The sequence below is a fragment of the Streptomyces sp. NPDC087270 genome, from assembly GCF_044744625.1.
GTDB lineage: Bacteria > Actinomycetota > Actinomycetes > Streptomycetales > Streptomycetaceae > Actinacidiphila.
In genome coordinates this window covers 394,021-413,161 of the sequence record NZ_JBIUYR010000004.1, presented here as the reverse complement: position 1 = coordinate 413,161, position 19,141 = coordinate 394,021, and the positions used below count along the sequence as shown (strand labels likewise).

17 protein-coding genes are annotated in these 19,141 nt (G+C 73.0%); 10 read left to right on the top strand and 7 right to left on the bottom strand.

The window, feature by feature from the left end; all coding sequences use genetic code 11:
* Positions 1 to 468 precede the first annotated feature (468 nt).
* From ACIPAE_RS10935 to ACIPAE_RS10925, 3 genes are all read left to right on the top strand, one after another.
* Positions 469 to 1,941 carry a sensor histidine kinase gene (locus ACIPAE_RS10935; protein ID WP_402444361.1) on the top strand — a complete coding sequence of 491 codons (1,473 nt, stop codon included), beginning with the start codon at positions 469 to 471 and terminating at the stop codon, positions 1,939 to 1,941.
* Positions 1,932 to 2,618 (top strand): response regulator transcription factor, encoded by a 687-nt coding sequence (locus tag ACIPAE_RS10930; protein ID WP_329367515.1) that lies wholly within the window; start codon positions 1,932 to 1,934, stop codon positions 2,616 to 2,618. The genes ACIPAE_RS10935 and ACIPAE_RS10930 overlap by 10 nt, the downstream gene beginning before the upstream one ends.
* A gap of 90 nt (positions 2,619 to 2,708) precedes the next feature.
* Positions 2,709 to 3,908: an alpha/beta hydrolase family protein gene (locus ACIPAE_RS10925; RefSeq protein WP_402444360.1), complete on the top strand. Its 1,200-nt coding sequence runs from the start codon at positions 2,709 to 2,711 to the stop codon at positions 3,906 to 3,908.
* Positions 3,909 to 3,998: 90 nt separating this feature from the next.
* Here ACIPAE_RS10925 and ACIPAE_RS10920 read toward each other — a convergent pair whose 3' ends face one another.
* Entirely contained in the window at positions 3,999 to 4,577 is a 579-nt protein-coding gene (locus tag ACIPAE_RS10920; protein ID WP_402444502.1) for a restriction endonuclease, read from the bottom strand.
* A 568-nt stretch (positions 4,578 to 5,145) separates the two neighbouring features.
* Here ACIPAE_RS10920 and ACIPAE_RS10915 point away from each other — a divergent pair.
* From ACIPAE_RS10915 to ACIPAE_RS10905, 3 genes are all read left to right on the top strand, one after another.
* Entirely contained in the window at positions 5,146 to 6,468 is a 1,323-nt protein-coding gene (locus tag ACIPAE_RS10915; RefSeq protein WP_402444358.1) for an imelysin family protein, read from the top strand.
* Entirely contained in the window at positions 6,465 to 7,757 is a 1,293-nt protein-coding gene (gene efeB, locus ACIPAE_RS10910) for an iron uptake transporter deferrochelatase/peroxidase subunit (RefSeq protein ID WP_402444356.1), read from the top strand. The genes ACIPAE_RS10915 and efeB overlap by 4 nt, the downstream gene beginning before the upstream one ends.
* A 148-nt stretch (positions 7,758 to 7,905) precedes the next feature.
* Entirely contained in the window at positions 7,906 to 9,792 is a 1,887-nt protein-coding gene (locus tag ACIPAE_RS10905) for a phospholipase C (RefSeq protein WP_402444355.1), read from the top strand.
* 107 nt (positions 9,793 to 9,899) lie between these two features.
* On the opposite strand, the gene ACIPAE_RS10900 is transcribed toward ACIPAE_RS10905, so the two are convergent.
* Entirely contained in the window at positions 9,900 to 11,321 is a 1,422-nt protein-coding gene (locus ACIPAE_RS10900; protein ID WP_402444353.1) for an NAD(P)-binding domain-containing protein, read from the bottom strand.
* Between the two features lie 111 nt (positions 11,322 to 11,432).
* Here ACIPAE_RS10900 and ACIPAE_RS10895 point away from each other — a divergent pair, with 111 nt between their 5' ends.
* On the top strand, positions 11,433 to 11,798 hold the full coding sequence (locus ACIPAE_RS10895; protein ID WP_329367503.1) for a metalloregulator ArsR/SmtB family transcription factor: 366 nt from the start codon (positions 11,433 to 11,435) through the stop codon (positions 11,796 to 11,798).
* Positions 11,799 to 11,864: 66 nt separating this feature from the next.
* Here ACIPAE_RS10895 and arsB read toward each other — a convergent pair whose 3' ends face one another.
* Both arsB and ACIPAE_RS10885 read right to left on the bottom strand, forming a co-directional pair.
* Entirely contained in the window at positions 11,865 to 12,989 is a 1,125-nt protein-coding gene (arsB, locus tag ACIPAE_RS10890; RefSeq protein WP_402444351.1) for an ACR3 family arsenite efflux transporter, read from the bottom strand.
* Positions 12,986 to 13,294, bottom strand: a complete 309-nt coding sequence (locus ACIPAE_RS10885) for a metalloregulator ArsR/SmtB family transcription factor (RefSeq protein WP_329367501.1) — start codon at positions 13,292 to 13,294, stop codon at positions 12,986 to 12,988. Before ACIPAE_RS10885 ends, arsB begins: the two co-directional genes overlap by 4 nt.
* Before the next feature lie 105 nt (positions 13,295 to 13,399).
* Between ACIPAE_RS10885 and ACIPAE_RS10880 the strand changes: the two genes are divergently transcribed.
* The gene (locus ACIPAE_RS10880; protein WP_329367499.1) at positions 13,400 to 13,825 is read left to right on the top strand and encodes an arsenate reductase ArsC; all 426 of its coding nucleotides are present in this window, start codon (positions 13,400 to 13,402) and stop codon (positions 13,823 to 13,825) included.
* A gap of 253 nt (positions 13,826 to 14,078) precedes the next feature.
* Here ACIPAE_RS10880 and ACIPAE_RS10875 read toward each other — a convergent pair whose 3' ends face one another.
* Genes ACIPAE_RS10875 through ACIPAE_RS10865 form a run of 3 tightly spaced genes read right to left on the bottom strand, consistent with a single transcriptional unit; the run spans position 14,079 to position 16,706 of the window.
* Positions 14,079 to 14,822, bottom strand: a complete 744-nt coding sequence (locus tag ACIPAE_RS10875; protein ID WP_329367497.1) for an FAD:protein FMN transferase — start codon at positions 14,820 to 14,822, stop codon at positions 14,079 to 14,081.
* Positions 14,823 to 14,824: 2 nt separating this feature from the next.
* Positions 14,825 to 15,331: an FMN-binding protein gene (locus tag ACIPAE_RS10870; protein ID WP_402444348.1), complete on the bottom strand. Its 507-nt coding sequence runs from the start codon at positions 15,329 to 15,331 to the stop codon at positions 14,825 to 14,827.
* Positions 15,332 to 15,338: 7 nt separating this feature from the next.
* Positions 15,339 to 16,706, bottom strand: coding sequence for a ferric reductase-like transmembrane domain-containing protein (locus ACIPAE_RS10865; RefSeq protein ID WP_402444346.1), 1,368 nt, complete (start codon positions 16,704 to 16,706; stop codon positions 15,339 to 15,341).
* 171 nt (positions 16,707 to 16,877) lie between these two features.
* Here ACIPAE_RS10865 and ACIPAE_RS10860 point away from each other — a divergent pair, with 171 nt between their 5' ends.
* Together ACIPAE_RS10860 and ACIPAE_RS10855 are read left to right on the top strand one after the other, a co-directional pair.
* Complete coding sequence (locus tag ACIPAE_RS10860) at positions 16,878 to 17,621, top strand: response regulator transcription factor (RefSeq protein WP_328466049.1); 744 nt, start codon at positions 16,878 to 16,880, stop codon at positions 17,619 to 17,621.
* Positions 17,618 to 19,072 (top strand): sensor histidine kinase, encoded by a 1,455-nt coding sequence (locus ACIPAE_RS10855; RefSeq protein WP_402444344.1) that lies wholly within the window; start codon positions 17,618 to 17,620, stop codon positions 19,070 to 19,072. Before ACIPAE_RS10860 ends, ACIPAE_RS10855 begins: the two co-directional genes overlap by 4 nt.
* Positions 19,073 to 19,141: the final 69 nt, after the last annotated feature.

Here is a 19,141-nt window from a genome sequence, read left to right as displayed (position 1 = left end):
GGCACGCGGGTCCCCCAGCAGGTACGTCTGCTCGGCCGCGTGGCCCGTGGGAAAGCGTGTTGGGGGCGACCGGTTCGAGGTCGGTGGAGGGTTCCCGGCGACGGATGCCGCGGGCCAGGGACGCGGTGGCCGGACGATCTGCGTCCGGGACCGTATACGTCGAGGACGGCGGAGAGGTAGGTGTTTGCCCACCTCGGAAGTAGGTTCCGGTCCATGGCGCCTGCCGTTCCCTTCCCAGCAGCATGGTCACGAGGCCACGGCGCGTGACCTGGACAACGGGACGAGGGGGTGGGCGGGGTGGACATGTGGCCGTTTCCGGTGGGCGGGACGCCCTGGCCGCAAAGCGTGATCGTGGCGTTGACCGCGGTCTGCGCTGTGCTGGCATTCAGGGCGGAGCAGGCGCGGGGCCGAACGACGGGTACCGCGTTACCGGTTGGGAGGATCGGCTGGCCGGTCGTCGCAGGGCTGGTGGGTGCGGCAGCGTACGGCGCCGTGCCGGTGCTGCTGCTCGCCCTGCACAATCCCGGCCGCGGTGGGGCCGGCTACATGATCACCGTGCCGGATCTGGAACCCGTCGGGCTGTTCCCGGCGGCGCTGCTGATGGCCGGTCTGCTGACCACCGTGCTGCTCCCGTCGGCGCGCGCGCCCAGGCGGTGGGTACTGCCCGTGGTCGCCGTGGGGACGGGCGAACTGCTGCTGGGGACGTACTGGCTGACGCATTCCGCGTCCTCCGGCCGGACAGCGCTGAACATCACGGCGAGCAGCGTGAGCATCCTGGTGCTCGCCGCCTTCGCCGGGGCGGGTCTGGTCCGGCCGGCGAACGGAGGGCCCGCGCGGCCGGGCGGAGCCGACGCGGTGAGGTCCGCGCGCTGGGCGCCGCTCCTGCCCGCCATCGTGGTGATGGCCGGTGACCTCCTCGGCCTCGATCTGTGGCAGGGCGCGCCGCCGGGCACCGGGATCGGGCCGGCGGTGACGGGCTGGCTGGTGGGGCTGGCGGTGCTGGCGGCCGTCGTGCTGGGGCTGGTGCGGTGGCCGAGGGCGGCGGCGGATCTGGCCGCCCTCGGCCTGGTGGGGATCGGGGCGTACGACGTCGCCCAGGGCGGGTTCGGGCCGTCCTCGGTGGTGGTGGAGAAGTTCGGCTCCCCGAGCGGGCCGACGCCGCCGCTCCCCCTGGAGATGGCTCACCACGCGTCGGTCCTCGGCGGTATCCAGGGGGCCGTGCTGCTGGCCCTCGGGCTCTGGCTGCTGCCGCTGACCGTGCTGCCGGACTTCCTGCGGCTGCTCGGGCGGGGTCCCGATCCGGCGCTGACCCGGCGGGTGCGGGAGCTGGCCGAGACGCGGGCCGAGGCGGTCAGCTCCGCGGCCGCCGAGTTGCGCAGGATCGAGCGCGACCTGCACGACGGCGCGCAGGGGCGGCTGGTCGCCATCGGGATGAACCTCAGGGTCGCCGAGGAGATGATCCTCAGCAGTCCGGACGAGGCCACCGCGCTGGTCGTGGAGGCTCGCGTCGCCTCAGCGGCGGCGCTGGAGGAACTGCGCAGCCTGGTCAGGGGGATGTACCCGCCGATGCTCGCCGACCGGGGCCTGGCGGAGGCCGTCCGGGCGCTGGCGCTGGAGCTGCCGCTGCCCTGTGGGACCGAGATCGATGTACCCGAACGGCTCGACGCCCCGCTGGAGGCGGCCTGCTACTTCGCCATCGCCGAGGTGGTGACCAACGCCGTCCGGCACGCCTCGGCGCGTGCCGTGCAGATCCGGTTGGCCCGCACGCACGGGCTGCTGCGCATCGAGGTGGTCGACGACGGGGTCGGCGGGGCCGATCCCACCCGGGGCAGCGGGCTGGCCGGGGTGGAGCGACGGCTGGCCGCGTTCGACGGCATCCTGGCGGTCAGCAGCCCGTCCGGCGGACCGACGATCGTGGTCATGGAGGTGCCGTGCGCGTAGTCGTCGCGGAGGACCTCTTCCTCCTCCGGGAGGGGCTGGTCAGGCTGCTCAAAGCGCGCGGGTTCGAGATCGCGGCGGCCACCGACAGCGCGCCGGGCCTGCTGGGCGCGCTGCTGGAGCACCGGCCGGACCTCGCGATCGTTGACATCAGGCTGCCGCCCACCCACACCGACGACGGGCTGCGTGCGGCCTTGTCCGCCCGCGAACAGATCCCAGGGCTGCCGATCCTGCTGCTCTCGCAGTACGTCGAGCAGATCTACGCCCAGGAGCTGGTCGCCGACCAGGCCGGAGGGGTCGGCTACCTGCTCAAGGACCGGGTGTTCAGCGACGACCAGTTCGTCGACGCGATCCGCACGGTCGCCGCGGGCGGCACCGTCATGGACCCCCAGGTGGTCGTCAAGCTGCTCGGCCGCCGTGGCCGCGGCGCACGCGAACCCCTCTCCACGCTCTCGGAGCGGGAACGCCAGGTGCTCGAGCTGATGGCCGAGGGGCGCTCCAACAGCGCCATCGCGAACCGGCTGTTCATCAGCGAGAAGGCCGTGTCCAAACACAGCACCAGCATCTTCACCAAGCTGGAGCTCGTCCCCTCCGACGACGACAACCGCCGGGTGCTGGCCGTTCTCGCCTACCTCATGTCCGCCCCGCACCAGGGCCGCCGCACCCCGCCGAGCCTCTGAGCCGGTCAGGAAACAGGAATCCGCCGGGCCGACAGCCGACCTCGAACGCGGGGCGTGGCCCGGTGCCGCCCCGAAAACCCGGGAGGGTCCGTGACGAACACACCGATCACCAGCCAGAACCATTTGACGCGCCGCCGTCTGGTAGGTGCCGCCCTGGCAGCCGGGGCCGCCCTGCCGATCGGCGTCGCACGCCAGGCGTCGGCCGCTCCGGTCACCGAGAACCCGGTGCGGCTCACCCTGCCCGCACCCACCGGACCGTACCCGGTGGGCACCGTACAACTGCATCTCGTCGACCCCTCGCGTCCTGACCCCGTGGCGGGCCCCGGGCGCCACCGCGAGTTGATGGCCAGCGTCTGGTACCCCGCCAGGAACGCCGGGCGGTATCCCCTGGCCCCTTACGCCTCCCCTGCCGTGACACGGGCGCTCCTCGCGAACGCGGGCTTCCCGGCCGACATCGCGGTGGCTCCGCTCACAGCCGGCCACGAGGGCGCCCCCGTGCTGCGGCCGGACGGACGGCTGCCGGTCGTCGTGTTCTCGCACGGCGCGCACGATCACCGTGCGGACACCACCAACGTGGTGCAGGAACTGGCCGGCCACGGCTACGCGGTGGTCACGGTGGACCACACGTACGACGCGTTCAGCGAGTTCCCCGACGGCCGGCTCACCGTTCCGCTCGACACCCCGGGTCTGGGAGCACCCGACTTCGCCACGGACATCGTGTTCGTGCTCGACTGCGTCGAGAACCTCGCCGCCGGGCGCAACCCCGACGCCGGGCAGCGGCCGCTGCCGGCCGGCCTGCTCGGTGCCCTCGACCCGTCGCGCATCGGCATGTTCGGCTGGTCGAAGGGCGCGACGGCGACCACCCTCGTGATGAGCCAGGACCGGCGCGTCCGGGCCGGGCTCAGCTTCGACGGACCGATGCAGCCGGCGGTCACCACCGACCTGGACCGGCCGTTCATGCTGATGACCGCCGAGTTCACCCGAGCCGCGCAGCCGAGCGTCGCCGAACTGTGGTCGCGTCTGCGGGGATGGCGGCTCAACGTCCAAGCGGAGGGCGCGATCCACTCGTCCTACTGCGACGTCCAGGTCCTGATCCCGCAACTCGCACGAGCCGTCGGGATGAGCGATGCGGACCTCCAGGGCTGGATCGGCACCCTCGACCCGGCCCGGGCCGTGCGCATCCAGCAGGCGTACCCCCTCGCGTTCTTCGACCAGCACCTGCGGCATCGCGGGCAGCGGCTGCTCGATCGCCCGAGCCCGGCCTTCCCGGAGGTGAGGTTCCTCCCCTGAGACGACGGACCTCGGCGCACACCTCCCGTGCCGCGACGGACCCGCCCCGACCGGCCCGCGCGTTCTCCGCTTCCTCATGGCGGCAACCCGTCAGGCGCCGTACGTGTCCTTCCACCGTCTGCGGTGGGCTCGGTCGCCCTGACCGGTGCCGTTGAGGGCGAGGAGGGCCGGGAGCGGGGTGCCGGTGTTCCATTGGCCCAGCAGGTCACGGTGGACGGCCAGAATCCGGTGCCGGACGGCGAGAGCAAGCGCCGCCTTGCCGAAAGGACACGTGGCCACGAACACCGCGACATCCGCCTGGTGGTGCAGCCATGCCGTGCCGACGAACTTCTGCATGTCACCGCTGGGCACGTACCGATGCGGGGCGTAGTGCTTGCACTGCACGACCAGCCGCCGTCCGTCAGGGAGCGTCCCCGTCACGTCCGCACCCAGGTCGCCGGACTTACCGGTGACCACCACGTCCGTGCAGCCGTCGCGCCGGCACAGCTCCGCCACGTACCGCTCGAAGTCCCGCCAGTGCATGGCGTCCACCTCGGCAAGCGAAAGGTGCCTCACCCGTATCGCGTCCTGTTCCCGCCACCGGCGATCCCCGCCACGCAGCAGACGGTCCGTCCGCCACAGCCACCACAGCACCCCTCCGACGACGCCGAACCCCGCGACCCCTGCCACGTAAGGCCACGCGTCCGCCCAGGAGTTCGCCACCAGGAGCACCAGCACGGCGCACCCCGCCAGGACCGTGTTCCGCCGGAACTCGTACCTCCGCCGCGCGGCCGAACGGCGCTTGCGCTTCCTCGCCACGCATCCCCCATCCCCTGTCACCCTGTCACCCCGCGACCGACGCGAGTGTGACCGGTGAAGGCCCGTCAAGGAAGGGCGCCTGCTGGCCAACGCCTCGCCGTGCCTCCGAGCGCAGTCAGTAGGTCAGTTGAAGCGGGAGTACGGACGCGGCGCTGAAGGTGCCGGCCGATCATGCGCTGGTCCGGCCGGACGACGGCGGGACGCTGCGCATGGTTTCGCCGCTGAGGCGGGTGTGCGAGGCGCCGTTGGGGCTGGACCCGCCGCTGGAGGCGTTGCCGGCGGGGTGGACTCCGAGGAACTGCGCGGCCTGCCGCGGCCCTTGACCAGGAGCGCACCGCCGGATTCGCGGGTTCGCGGCGTTTGCACCGATGAGCAAGCGCGCCGGGGCGTCCTAGCATGTCGGCGACCACGAAACGCCGAGCACGATTCCGGAGGTCCGGTGCCCGCCGAACCAGAACCCGAATCCGAACCCGCGTCCGCGGACGGCGGACCCGCGTACGGCTCGCGGCCCGACCGCGCCGCCAAAGGGGCGGCGCCCCGCTGGGGCGGAGGGCGCCGGCGGATCGTCGCGGCGGCCGTCGCCGCCCTCGTGGCCGCCGCGATCACCACGGGCGTGCTGGTGTCGGCCGGCCACCACGACGCGAGCACCGGCAACCGGCACCCCTTGGCGGCCGACGGGCTGCGGCACACCCCGGTGGACGCCTCGCCGGGCAGCTGCGGGCGGGGCTGGGGCGGTCCCGGGAAGGTCACGCCGCGCTCGGGCACCCAGGTCTTCGACCTGCACAACTCCTCGGCCTCCGCCACCGACGTGGACCTGATCGACCCGCACACCGGGAAGGTCTACGGCGAGGTCGAGGGCCTCGCCCCGGCCGGCAGCCGCCCGATGGTGGTGGACCTGGGCAGCGGCACGTACGCCTTCAAGTGCCTCCAGGAGGACACCGACGCGGTCACCGGCCCGACCGTCACGGTCCCGGGCACCGCGCCGCGGGGACCGGCCGGCCTCCCGGTCACCGAGCACGACCTGATCCCGCCGACCCTGGCCTACCAGACCTGGATCGGCACGCGGATGGCCGAACTCGTCGGCGACACGGGCGCGTTGAAGGAGGACGTCGACCGCGGCGACCTGGCCGCCGCCCGCCGCGACTGGCTCGCCGGCCATCTGGTGTACGAGCGGATGGGCGCGGCCTACGACACCTTCGGCGACGCGGACGGCGTGATCAACGGCACCACCGCGATCGGCCGGGACCCGCTCAAGGACCCGGACTTCACCGGCTTCCACCGGATCGAGTACGGCCTGTGGCACGGCGAGTCGGCGAAGTCCCTGCGCGGCCAGGCCGCGACGCTGGACAAGGCCGTCCGCGCGCTGCGGGCCACGTGGTCCACGCAGCGGATGGACCCGATGGCCATGGGCCTGCGGGCGCACGAGATCATCGAGAACGCCGAGCAGTTCGAGCTGACCGGCCGCACGGACTACGGCAGCGGCACCAACCTGGCCACCGCCCGCGCCAACATCGACGGCACGCGGGAGATCCTGGGCAAGCTCAACTCCCTTCTGGTGCCGCGCGACACGGGCCTGGCCGCGCTGAACGCGGCGCTCGACCGCGCGGCGGCCGACCTCGACGCCCAGCACCACGACGGCCGGTGGACTCCGCTGGGGGACCTGACCCGGGCCCAACGCGAGCGGATCGACGCCGACTTCGGCGACCTGCTGGAACGCCTTGCCCCGGTGGCGGCGATCTTCGACGTTCGGAGGACGGCATGACGACCGGCACGCACGCCCCGCGAGGTGAAGGCGACCCGCGACGTGAAGGCGACCCGCGGGGCGAAAGCGATCTGCGACGGCGGGGGTTCCTGCGCGGCGCGGCGCTGAGCGTCGGCGCGTTGGCGGGGGGCACGGTGGCGGGCGGCGCGGCCGACTCCGCCTCCGCCGCCGCGCCGAGTCGCCCGCAGGCGGAGCGGGTCGACTTCCACGGCGTCCATCAGGCCGGCATCACGCAGGCCGTGCAGCCCTCAAGCGTCTTCCTGTCCTTCGACGTGACAGCCGCCGACCGCCGCGAACTCACCGATCTCCTGCGGGTGTTGACCGAGCGGGCCCGGTTCCTGACCACGGGCGGCACCCCCGCCCCGCTGGGCATCACCGACTCCCCCTCGGACAGCGGCACGCTCGGCCCCCAGGTCCCGCACGACGGCCTCACGATCACCACCGGGGTCGGCGCGTCCCTCTTCGACACCCGGTTCGGACTGGCAGCCCGCAAACCACTACGCCTGACCACCATGCCCGCCTTCCCCGACGACGACCTCCAACCCGACTGGTGCCACGGCGACCTCAGCCTCCAACTCGCCGCACCACACCCGGACACCGTGCTGCACGCACTGCGCGACATCACCCGCCACACCCGCGGCGGCATGCAAGTGCGCTGGCGCATGGACGGCTTCACCAGCCCACCAAGACCCACCGGCACCCCCCGCAACCACCTCGGCTTCAAAGACGGCACCGCCAACCCCGACATCACCGACCCCACCACCGCCCGACAACTCCTGTGGACCCACGGCAACGGCGAACCCCCCTGGACCACCGGCGGCTCCTACCAGGTCATACGACTCATCCGCATGCTGGTCGAGTTCTGGGACCGCGTCTCCCTCACCGAACAAGAACGCATGTTCGGCCGAGCCCGCGACACCGGCGCCCCACTCGACGGCACCCACGAATTCGACACCCCGAAATTCGCCCAGGACCCCATGGGAGACGTCATCCCCCTGGACAGCCACATCCGCCTGGCCAACCCCCGCACCACGAAAACCGACAACTCCCGCCTCCTGCGCCGCGCCTACAACTACGACCACGGCATGGACAACGACGGCAACCTCGACATGGGCCTCATCTTCGTCTGCTACCAGCAAGACCTCGAACGACAGTTCACCGCCGTACAGAAACGACTGGCCGGCGAACCACTCGTCGACTACATCACCCCCTACGGCGGCGGCTACTTCTTCGCACTACCCGGCGTCCACGACCGCACCGACTGGCTCGGCCGCGCCCTGCTCACCTGAACGAGCACCCTCGGCGGGTCGCCTCCGGCGGGGACACGCGGCGCGCCGGGGGATTGTCATGCTCCTCCCAATGGGACGATCATGTACAGCAGGTGAACATTCATCGACGGCACGCCGAAGAGCACCACACTGCGGAGGCTGACCAGGTATGCGTGGGACGAGCGGTACGACCAGAAGACCAGGGAGCTCGCGGCTACGAGCGGCGCGCTGGGGGGCATTGGCGGGATCGGCAGCGCTCGTACTGCTGGGCGGAGCCGCGCCGGCCGGGGCCGACACGGCTCACCACGGGGGCGGCGGCGCGACCGCCACTCCGATCAAGCACGTGGTCGTCATCTACGACGAGAACGAGTCGTTCGACCACTACTTCGGCGCGTATCCAGTGGCGGCGAACACCGACGGCACCCCGTTCACGGCCGACCGGCACACGCCCAAGGACATCGACACCGCCCGCCACGCGGGGCTGCTGACGAAGAACCCGAACCAGTACCCGCCGACCCGGCTGAGCCCGTCCCAGGCCGTCACCTGCGACCAGAACCACTCCTACGGCCCGGAGCAGTACGCGGCCGACAACGGCAAGTCCGACGCGTACGTGGAGAACACCGAGACCAGCAAGTGCTCGGGCAATCTCTTCGGCGAACCCGGACTGGTGATGGACTACTACGACGGCAACACCGTCACCGCGCTGTGGAACTACGCCCAGCACTACACGCTCGGCGACAACTCCTACAGCTCGGCGTACGGCCCGTCCACCCCCGGCGCGATCGAACTCGTCTCCGGCCAGACGCACGGCGTGATCTCCATGGACCCGTCGACCGGCACCGAGAACCCGAAGCAGACCGCCACCCCCGACCCGTATGCAGTCGTCTCGCCGGACGCCAAGGGCGTCGGCACCATGATCAACGACCCGGACCCGGCCTACGACGACTGCGCCGACAACAGCCACACCAGCACCAACGCGCTGGCGGCGCTGACCGGCAAGAACATCGGCGACCTGCTCAACGCCAAGGACGTGTCCTGGGGCTGGTTCCAGGGCGGCTTCCGCCCCTCCACCGCGTGGGACGGCAAGCAGAGCGACTACGCCGACTGCCAGGGCACCACGCACCCCAACGTCGGCGGCGCGGCCTCGGTCGACTACAGCGCGCACCACGACCCGTTCCAGTACTACAAGTCGACGGCGAACCCGCACCACCTGCCGCCGAAGAACGTGGCCGAGATCGGCCACAACGGCCAGGCGAACCACAACTACGACCTCACCGACTTCTCCGCCGCCCTCTCGGCGGGCAGGCTGCCGGCCGTGAGCTTCCTGAAGGCCGCCTCCTACCAGGACGGCCACGCGGGCTACTCCGACCCGATCGACGAGCAGCACTTCCTGGTCAGTGAGATCAACGCCATCCAGTCCTCCCCGCAGTGGCAGGACACCGCGGTCGTCATCGCCTACGACGACTCCGACGGCTGGTACGACCACGCCTACGCCAAGGTGGCCAACGGCTCGAAGGACACCACGGCCGGCTCCAACGGCAAGTCCCTGGACAGCCCGGCATGCCAGGGGGGTCCGGCCGCCATGGGCGGCTACGCCGACCGCTGCGGCCCCGGCACCCGCCAGCCGCTGCTGGTCGTCTCCCCCTACAGCAAGGTCGACGCGGTCGACCACACCCGCACCGAGCAGGCCTCGATCACCCGCTTCATCGAGGACAACTGGCACGCGGGCCGGATCGGCGACGCGTCCTTCGACACCCGCGCGGGCAACCTCACCGGCGCATTCGACTTCAAGCACCCGAACGACCGCCAGGTGCTGCTCAACAGCGACGGCTCGGTGAAGTCCGTCCGGCACCTGCACCGCTCGGCCGCGGTGGAGGCTGCCGCGAACTCCGCGTCGGCCGGAACCGGCGGCGGCTCGGCCGCCACCCAGGACTTCGCGGGGCCCGGGAGCGGCTCGGCTGCCCTGCCGCTCGGGATCACCGCCGGTGTGCTGCTGGTCGGCGGCGGCGGGCTGTACCTCGCCCTGCGCCACCGTCACGCGCGCACCACGTCCTGATCCGAGGCACCGTCACCCAAGGGCCGCCCCGGCGCACCGCCGGGGCGGCCCTTCCGCGTCGTCAGCGAGGCGTCGGTGCTCAACCGTCAGCCGTCAGCCGTCAGCCGTCAGCCGCCAACCGTGAGCCGTGAGCCGCAGCAGCCGGCCGCCGGCCCCTCCTCGCCCTCGGCGGACGCCGGGGCGGAGGCGCCGATCTGCACCAACTGTGCGACGGGCGCGGGCACGCAGCATCCGCCGCCCTGCTCGGCGGCGGGGTCGTCGAAGAGGCCGGCGCCGCCGCACACCCCGGTTTCGGGGAGGGTGAGTTCGACCCGATCGGCGGATTCGAGGTCGCCGGCGAGGGCGGCGACGACCGAGCGGACCTGCTCGTAGCCGGTCATCGCCAGGAACGTCGGGGCGCGGCCGTAGGACTTCATGCCGACCAGGTAGACGCCGGTCTCGGGGTGGGACAGTTCGCGGTGGCCGTGGGGGTAGACGGTCCCGCAGGAGTGCTGGTTGGGGTCGATGAGGGGCGCGAGCGCGAGCGGGGCCTGGAGGCGTTCGTCCAGGCCGAGGCGCAGTTCGGACAGGAAGCCCAGGTCCGGCCGCAGGCCGGTCAGGACGATCGCCTCGTCCACCGGCTCCAGGCGCTGCCCGTCGTCGCCGATCACGACCAGCCTGCCGTCGGCGTCGCGTTCGATCGCTTCGGTGCGGAATCCGGTGACGGCGTCCGCGTGGCCGTGGTCGACCGCGGCCTTGGCGGCGAGGCCGAGAGCGCCGCGGGCGGGGAGCTGGTCGGCGCTGCCGCCGCCGAAGGTCGAGCCGGAGATGCCGCGGCGGAGCACCCACACCGCGTGCGTGCCCGGCCCGTCGCCGGCCTTCGCCAGATCGGCGAGCGAGGCCAGGGCGGTGAAGGCGGAGGCGCCGGAGCCGATGACCGCGGTGCGCCTGCCCGCGTACCGGGCCCGGACGGCCGGGTCGCCGAGGTCGGGGACGCGGTAGGAGATGCGGTCGGCCGCCGCGTGCTCGCCGAGGGCCGGCAGGCCGTTGGCACCCGCGGGCGAGGGGAGGGACCAGGTGCCGGAGGCGTCGATCACCGCGCGGGCGAGCACCCGCTCCTCCGTTCCGTCGGCGAGGGCGTAGTGGACGGTGAAGGGCCGGCTGTCACGGTCGGCGTCCACGATCCGGTCCCGGCCGAGGCGGGAGACGCCGGTGACGGTCGCGCCGTAGCGCACCGCGTCGCCGAGGAGATCGGCGAGCGGTTGCAGGTAGCGCCCGGTCCAGTCTCCGCCGGTCGGATACGTGCCCGGGTCCGGCTTCGCCCAGCCGGCGGGGGTGAGCAGCTTCTCGGCCGCGGGGTCGGTCAGCTCGGCCCAGGTGGAGAACAGCCGCACGTGGGACCAGCCGCGTACCGCGTCCGCGGCGGCCGGGCCGCGCTCCAGGACCAGCGGGGTCAGGCCGCGGTCGACCAGGTGGGCGGCCGCGGCGAGCCCGATGGGGCCGGCGCCGATGACGACGACCGGCAGCTCGGTGGTGGCGGGTGCTGGCATGACTGTGCCCTTCTTCCAGCGCGACCCGGTGCGGAGACCGGAGCCGCTGTTTCGATGTCCGTCGATATACCGAAGGTTGCCTCTCTTATTGATGGGTGTCAACATAGACACATGTCGAACTCTGGGATGGTCGAGCTGCCGGTCCTCCAGGACGCCCCGGCGGTGCCGTGCTGCCCGCCGATCACCGCGGGCGAGCTGTCGGCCGCCGATGCGGAGAAGATGGCCGCGATGTTCAAGGCGCTGTCCGACCCCGTACGGCTGCGGCTGTTCTCGAAGATCGCGTCGCACCCGGGTGGCGAGGCGTGCGTGTGCGACATCCAGGACGTCGGGGTCTCCCAGCCGACCGTCTCCCACCACCTGAAGAAGCTCCGCGAGGCCGGACTTCTCACTTCGGAGCGACGCGGCACGTGGGTGTACTACACCGTCGAGCCGTCGGTGGTGGCGGGCATGTCCGCGTTGCTCGATCTGCGTTCCTGACGCGGAGCCGCCCCGTGGGGGCCGAGGGGCCCGCGGGTCAAGAGGCCCGGTCAAGAGGCCCGCGGGTCACGGCGCGGTCGCCGTCTCCCCGGCTCCGAACTTCTCCCGCCGGGCGAGAGCGACATGGACCAGTCCGATGAGGACCGGGACCTCGATAAGCGGGCCGACGACGCCGGACAGGGCCTGGCCGGAGGTGACGCCGAAGGTCGCGATGGCGACCGCGATGGCCAGTTCGAAGTTGTTGCCGGCCGCGGTGAACGCCAGCGTGGCGGTGCGGTCGTAGGGCAGCCCGAGGCTCTTGCCGAGCGCGAACGTGCCGAAGAACATGACGGCGAAGTAGGCGAGCAGCGGCAGCGCGATGCGGGCCACGTCGCCGGGCTCGCGGGTGATCGTCCTGCCCTGGAGGGCGAAGAGGATGACGATCGTGAACAGCAGCCCGTACAGCGCCCACGGCCCGATCCTCGGCAGGAACCCGGCCTCGTAGGCGTCGCGGCCCATCCTCCGCTCGCCGACGCGGCGGGTGAGGAACCCGGCCAGCAGCGGCACCCCGAGGAAGACCGCGACGTTGACCGCGATCTTCCACACCGGTACGTCCAGGCCCTGGCCGTCGCCCAGGCCGAGCCACCGGGGCAGCGCGTCGAGGTAGAGCCAGCCCAGCAGACTGAAGGCGACGACCTGGAAGACGGAGTTGAGCGCGACCAGCACGGCGGCGGCTTCGCGGTCGCCGCAGGCGAGGTCGTTCCAGATGACGACCATGGCGATGCAGCGGGCCAGGCCGACGATGATCAGGCCGGTGCGGTAGGCGGGCAGGTCCGGCAGGCACGACCACGCGAGGGCGAACATCACCGCGGGTCCGACGATCCAGTTGACGACCAGGGAGGACGCCATGAGCTTGCGGTCGCCGGTGACCCGGTCGAGGCGGTCGTAGCGGACCTTCGCCAGCACCGGGTACATCATGACCAGCAGCCCGATCGCGATCGGCAGGGACACCCCGCCGATCTCCACCTTGGCCAGGGCGCTGTTCAGGCCGGGGATCGCCCGGCCCAAGCCGATGCCGACGGCCATGGCGATCACGATCCACACCGCCAGGTAGCGGTCCAGGGCGGAGAGCCTCCTCACCACGGAGCCGGTCCCGGCGGCCACCGGAGCACCGCCGTCGGCGGCGGGCGTGGCGGGTTCCGCGGTGGTCACGGGCAGGACCTCTTGTTCTGCCCGGCGGCGACGGCGGACGCGGCGAGCCGCGCGAACTGCTCCGACAGTCCGGCCAGGACCTCGGGCTTGAGCTTGTAGTAGGTGAACCGGCCGCAGGGCTCGGTCTCCACCAGACCGGCCTCGCGCAGCACCTTCATGTGGTTGGACAGGTTGGTCTGTTTGGCCCCGGTCTCCTCGACCAGGTGCGTCGTGCACAGCGTCTCGCGCGCCAGGAGGGTCACGATCCGCAGGCGGAGCGGATCGCCCAGCACCCGGATCACATCAGCATCGACTGAAGTCAGCATGCACTGATACTTTCACATCATTGCTTGCTGATACCAGCGGTCGCTGATGTCGGTGCGGCGGTGCAGCGGTGCCGCGGTGCCGCCCACGAGACGAAGGAGCCTTCCATGACCGAGACGCCCGGCCCCAAGCCGTCCGTGCTGTTCGTCTGCGTCCACAACGCCGGCCGCTCCCAGATGGCCGCCGCCTGGCTGGCCCACCTGGCCGGCGACCGCGTCGAGGTCCGCTCCGCCGGCTCCGCGCCCGGCGACGCGGTCAACCCCGCCGCCGTCGAGGCCATGAAGGAAGTCGGCATCGACATCTCCGGCGCGACCCCCAAGATCCTCACCAGCGACGCGGTACGGGAGTCGGACGTGTGCGTCACCATGGGCTGCGGCGACACCTGCCCGGTCTTCCCCGGCAAGCGCTACCTCGACTGGAAGTTGGCGGACCCGGCCGGGCAGGGCGTCGAGGCCGTCCGTCCGATCCGCGACGAGATCAGGACCCTGGTCGAGGGGTTGATCGAGGAGATCGCCCCGGAAGCGGCCGCATGATCACCGGCTGACCGCCGAAGCGGGACGGCCTGCGGCGCCTTCCCGTCGACGGTGCGGCGGGCTGCCGGCGGCGGTGCGGCGGGCTGCCGGCGGAATGCGCGGGTGGGGAGCGGTGAAGCGCGGGTGGGGGAACGGGAAGCGCGGGTGCAGGATCAGTCGCCGGACCCGACGGTGCTCCACGTGCTGCCGTCCGCGGTGCGGCGGGCTGCCGGCGGAATGCGCGGGTGGGGGAACGGGACGCGCGGGTGGGGGATCAGTCGCCGGACCCGCCGGTGCTCCACGTGCTGCCGTCCGCGGTGACCGCGAAGGACCGGGTGTCGGGCAGGGACCCCAGCCAGGCGCGGGCGCTCTCGCCCATGGCGTAGCCGGCCGTGGCGTACGTGTCGGCGTCGGTCAGGCCGCGGCAGACCACGGTCAGCGAGGCGAGCGCGGCGGCCGGCGGGCGGCCGGTCGCCGGGTCGACGATGTGGCAGCCGCGTTCGGCGGGGCCGGAGGTGGCGACGGCGAGTTCGCCGTCGGCGTGCACGACGGTGGCCAGTGCGCCCCTGCGCAGCGGGTCGCTCACCCCGATCCGCCAGGGGCCGCCGTGCACCTGCACGTCGCCGCCGCCGTTGACGCACACCGCGTCGGCGCCGGCGGAGGAGACCATCGCGGCGGCCCGTTCCACCGCCCATCCCTTGACCAGTCCGGTGGGGTCGAAGTCGCCCGCGTACCGCGCGCTGAACCAGCCGTCGCTGCGGCGTTCGGCGGCCTCGCAGAGCCGGAGCACTTCCCACACCTCGGGCGAACAGGCCGACAGCGCCAGCGTCCCGGCCGCCAGCCGGCTGATCTGGCTCGCGGGCCGGTACGTCGAGAACGTCTCGTCCACGTGGTGCAGCCACGCCACCGCGGCTTCGAGGGCCGCGGCGGCGCGCGGTCCCGCGCCGCGGACGTCGAAGGAGAAGACCGTGCCCATGGTGTGCTCGACCCTGCGCAGCCGGGCGCCGTCGTCCGCCATCGTCAGCTCCCCGCCTTGTCCAGGGCGCTTTGCAGGGACTGGATGTAGCCCTCGCTGGTGTAGGTCGCCCCCGAGACGGTGTCGATGTGCGCGCTCTGCGCGGCGATCGCCTCCCGCGTGAGCTGGGGTACGGCGAAGCCGGTGATCTCCTGGTCCCGGGGCCCGCTGTCCGGCACCTGGACGGCGGACACGGCGGTGATCCTGCCGGCGTTCAGGGTGACCCGGAGCTGTACGGGCCCGTAACGGGTCTGGATCGTGTCGCCCTGCACGGTGCGGGTCCCCGTCGTGCCGCCCGAGCCCGCGGAGGGCGCGGTCGCGGAGGCGGACGGGGCGGGGACGGCGGGTGGGGTGGCCGCCCCGCCCGCACCGGCCGCACCGGGTGCTCCGGCCGCAGCGGCCGCCCCCGCTGTCGTGTGCGGCTTGAGACCGAGCAGGAGCAGCACACCGCTGACGGTCACCAGCGTGCTGAGCAGGACCCGCCGCGACGGGCGGCCGGCGAGGCTGTTCACGGGCGCCTCACAGTTCGAACGACTCGTGGTGGATGTGGCGGGCCGGTACCCCGGCGGTGCGCAGCGCCTCGTACGACGCGCGGGCCATGCCGGGCGGTCCGCACAGGTAGACGTCGTGCTCGGCGACGTCGGGGACGGCGGCGCCCAGGAAGTCGGCGGTCAGCCGCGGGCTGCGGCCGTCGGCTTCGTTGAGCAGGTAGTGCAGGCGGGCACCGCGGGAACGGGCTATCGCCTCCAGCTCGCCGCGCAGCGCCAGGTCCCCGGCCGTGCGGGCCCGGTAGATCAGGGTCAGGTCGCCGGGCCGCGCGGGCAGCGACTCGAACAGGGCCCGCAGCGGCGTCACCCCGACCCCGCCGGCGAGCAGCAGCACCTTCTGCCGGGTCCTGCGGTCCGCGGTCAGCGCGCCGTACGGCCCTTCGGCCCAGATCCGGGTACCGGGCCGCAGCCGGGCGAGTGCCGCGCTGTGGTCGCCCACCGCCTTGACGGTGATACGCAGCAGGTCCGGCCGCGGCGCCGTGGACAGCGAGTAGGGGCTGGCGGTCCACCACAGCCCGGGGGCCAGGAAGCGCCAGCGCAGGAACTGCCCCGGCCGGGCGGCCAGTTGCGGCAGCCGCTCGCCGCGCACGATCACCGACACCACCTCCGGCGTCTCCTGGACCACCTGTGCCACCCGGAGCCGGTGCCGCAGGTTCAGCCGCAGCGGCGCCGCGACCCGGTACCAGAGCACGGCCGCGCCGGCCGCCCCGTACAGCGCGTACCAGAAGCCGCGGGCCAGGGGGTGGGAGGAGAAGTCCGCGCCGAGGGCGAGCTGGTGCCAGAAGGCGAGGAAGACCGCCAGGTAGGTCAGCAGGTGCAGGTAGTACCAGGTCTCGTAGCGGACCCTGCGGCGTACCGCCCGGGCGGAGACCACGCCGACGGCGATCAGCAGCGCCCCGCCGATGGTGCCCTTGAGCATGTCGGGATAGGTCAGGACGACCGTCGTGGTCTCGCCGACCACGCCGGTGTGGGCCTGCACCGCGTAGCCCCACAGGATCAAGGTGACGTGCGCGAGCAGCAGGCACACCGTGTAGCGGCCCAGCGCGGCATGCCAGCGGGCCACCCGGTCGCTGCCCACGCCCTGTTCCAGTACGGGGACCCGCGCCATCAGGCCGACCAGCAGCACGCAGGTGTAGCCGCAGAGCAGTCCGGCGATCCGGCCCGCGCCGATCAGCCAGTCCGCGGTGCCGACGACGGCGCCGGTGTCCTGCCACCACAGCGCCAGGACCGCGGCCGCGCCCGCCCAGCCGAGGGCGAGCACCGGTCCCGCCGGGGAGCGCCGCCGCCCTGGCGGTGCCACCGCGTGCCGCGCCTGGCGCGGACCGTAGGTGGTGGTCATACGGAATGTCCTTTCCTTCGCCCTGCACGGCCACTGTGCGGGGGAAACCTCTCAACCAGCTCTGAGACCGCGTTCCGGGGCGGGAGTCACAGCGGATTGAGAAGGTTCAGAGCCGATTCAGAGGAAGTGGTGCGCCACGCCACCGCCGCGCCGGGGGATGCTGGACGGACCATGGAATTCGCCCCGCGCGTTCAGCCCGCGCCCCTCACCAGGCCCGACGGCTCACCGGTCCGGGTGCTCGTGGTCGACGACGAGCCCGACCTCACCGAGGTGCTGGCCGGTGTGCTGCGCTACGAGGGCTGGCAGGTGCGTACCGCGGGCGACCTCGCGACCGCCCTCGCCGAGGGCAGGGACTTCCAGCCCGACGCGGTCGTCCTCGACATCATGCTGCCCGACGGCAACGGGCTGACCGCGCTGCGTGGCCTGCGGGCGGCCCGTCCCGACGTGTGCGTGCTCTTCCTCACCGCGCGGGACTCCGTCGAGGACCGGATCGCGGGCATCACCGCCGGCGGCGACGACTACGTCACCAAGCCGTTCAGCCTGGAGGAGGTCCTCGCCCGGCTGCGCGGCCTGCTGCGCCGCGCCGGGATGACCCGGGAGCGCGACGACGCGGCGCTGCTGGTGGTCGGCGACCTCACGATCGACGAGGACGCGCGGGAGGTCACCCGCGGCGGGGAGGCGATCGACCTGTCGCCGACGGAGTTCGAGCTCCTGCGGTACCTCATGCGCAACCCGCGCCGGGTGCTGAGCAAGCCGCAGATCCTCGACCAGGTGTGGTCGTACGACTTCGGCGGCCAGGCCCACGTGGTGGAGCTCTACATCAGCTACCTGCGCCGGAAGATCGATGCCGGCCGGGAGCCGATGATCCACACCGTGCGGGGAGCGGGCTACGTGCTGAAAGCCGCGCCGCAGTGAGGCGGCTGCTGCCGCGCACGCTGCGGGCCCGGCTCATCTGCGGCCTGGTGGTGCTCCTCGCGGTGAGCTGCGCCGCGGTGGGGATCGCGGCCGTCCTCACGCTGCGCTCCTTCCTCACCGACCGGCTGGACCAGCAGCTCACCCAGGCCGGCGGGACGTTCCCGGCCAGCCTCGAACACCGCGGGCCGGGCGAGCCGGACGCCGACAACGCGCACGTGGACACCCGCCGCCAGGCACCCGGTACGTTCGGCGCCCGGCTCCTGCACGGAAAGGTCACCGCGGCCGGCATCGTACGGTCGGGGGCCGACACGTCCGTGACCCTGACGGCCGGCGACAAGGCGGCCATCGCCGCGGTCCCGGTCGACGGCCGCAGCCACCGGCTGGAGCTGTCGGCCCTGGACGACTACCTGGTGAAGGCCGTCGACGGCGACGACGGGGACGTCCTGGTGACCGGGCTGCCGCTCAGCGGGGTGGAGGACGCGGTGACGCGCCTGGTGGCGGTGGAGGGCGCCGTCTTCGGCGGCGCGCTGCTGGTCGCGGGCGCGGCCGGGGCGTTCTGGGTGCGCTGGTCCCTGCGGCCGCTGCGCCGGGTCGCCGCCACCGCGGCCTCGGTGACCGCGCTGCCGCTGGCCAGCGGCGAGGTGGCCCTGCCCGACCGGGTACCGGACACCGACCCGCGTACCGAGGTCGGGCAGGTCGGCATCGCGCTCAACCGGATGCTCGGCCATGTCGAGAACGCGCTGGGCAGGCGGCACGCCAGCGAGGAGCGGCTGCGCCGGTTCGCCGCCGACGCCAGCCACGAGCTGCGCACTCCCGTCGCCGCCATCCGCGGCCACGCCGAACTGGCCCGCCTCCACCCGGAACCCGTCCCGCCCGGGGTGGCGCGCGCGCTGGAACGGATCACCGCCGAGTCGGTCCGGATGGGTGGCATGGTCGACGACCTGCTGCTGCTCGCCCGCCTCGACGCCGGCCGGCCACTGGCCCGCGACCCGGTCGACCTCACCCGGCTCGTCCTGGACGCCGTCGACGACGCGCGCGCCACGGGGCCCGACCACCGCTGGGTCCTCGACCTGCCGGAGGCCCCGATCACGACCACCGGGGACCCGCTGCGGCTCCAGCAGATCACCGGAAACCTGCTGGCCAACGCCCACCAGCACACGCCCGCCGGCACCCGCGTCACCGTCCGGCTCCGCCAGGACCGGGCGAGCACCCGCCTCGTGGTCGAGGACGACGGTCCCGGCATCCCCGCGGACATCCTCGACACGGTCTTCGAGCGCTTCGCCCGCGCCGACCACACCCGCCCCGGGGCCCAGGGCCACGGAGCCGGTCTCGGCCTGGCGATCGTGCAGGCGGTCGCCACCGCGCATGGGGGCACCGCGGAGGTACGCAGCCGGCCGGGCCGAACCTCGTTCACCGTCTCTCTGCCCGGGCGCCGCGCGGGTGCCGGGTGACGGCGGGGTGCCTGGGACGCCGGGGTGCCGGGTGATACCGGGAAGTCCGGTGGCGCGGCACCGTCGTCC

Coding starts and splice junctions, on each gene's coding strand:
- efeB (WP_402444356.1), top strand. CDS start 6,465: ATGACGACCGGCACGCACGCCCCGCGAGGTGAAGGCGACCCGCGACGT.
- ACIPAE_RS10905 (WP_402444355.1), top strand. CDS start 7,906: ATGCGTGGGACGAGCGGTACGACCAGAAGACCAGGGAGCTCGCGGCTA.
- ACIPAE_RS10900 (WP_402444353.1), bottom strand. CDS start 11,321: ATGCCAGCACCCGCCACCACCGAGCTGCCGGTCGTCGTCATCGGCGCC.
- ACIPAE_RS10895 (WP_329367503.1), top strand. CDS start 11,433: ATGTCGAACTCTGGGATGGTCGAGCTGCCGGTCCTCCAGGACGCCCCG.
- ACIPAE_RS10885 (WP_329367501.1), bottom strand. CDS start 13,294: ATGCTGACTTCAGTCGATGCTGATGTGATCCGGGTGCTGGGCGATCCG.
- ACIPAE_RS10880 (WP_329367499.1), top strand. CDS start 13,400: ATGACCGAGACGCCCGGCCCCAAGCCGTCCGTGCTGTTCGTCTGCGTC.
- ACIPAE_RS10875 (WP_329367497.1), bottom strand. CDS start 14,822: ATGGCGGACGACGGCGCCCGGCTGCGCAGGGTCGAGCACACCATGGGC.
- ACIPAE_RS10865 (WP_402444346.1), bottom strand. CDS start 16,706: ATGACCACCACCTACGGTCCGCGCCAGGCGCGGCACGCGGTGGCACCG.
- ACIPAE_RS10860 (WP_328466049.1), top strand. CDS start 16,878: ATGGAATTCGCCCCGCGCGTTCAGCCCGCGCCCCTCACCAGGCCCGAC.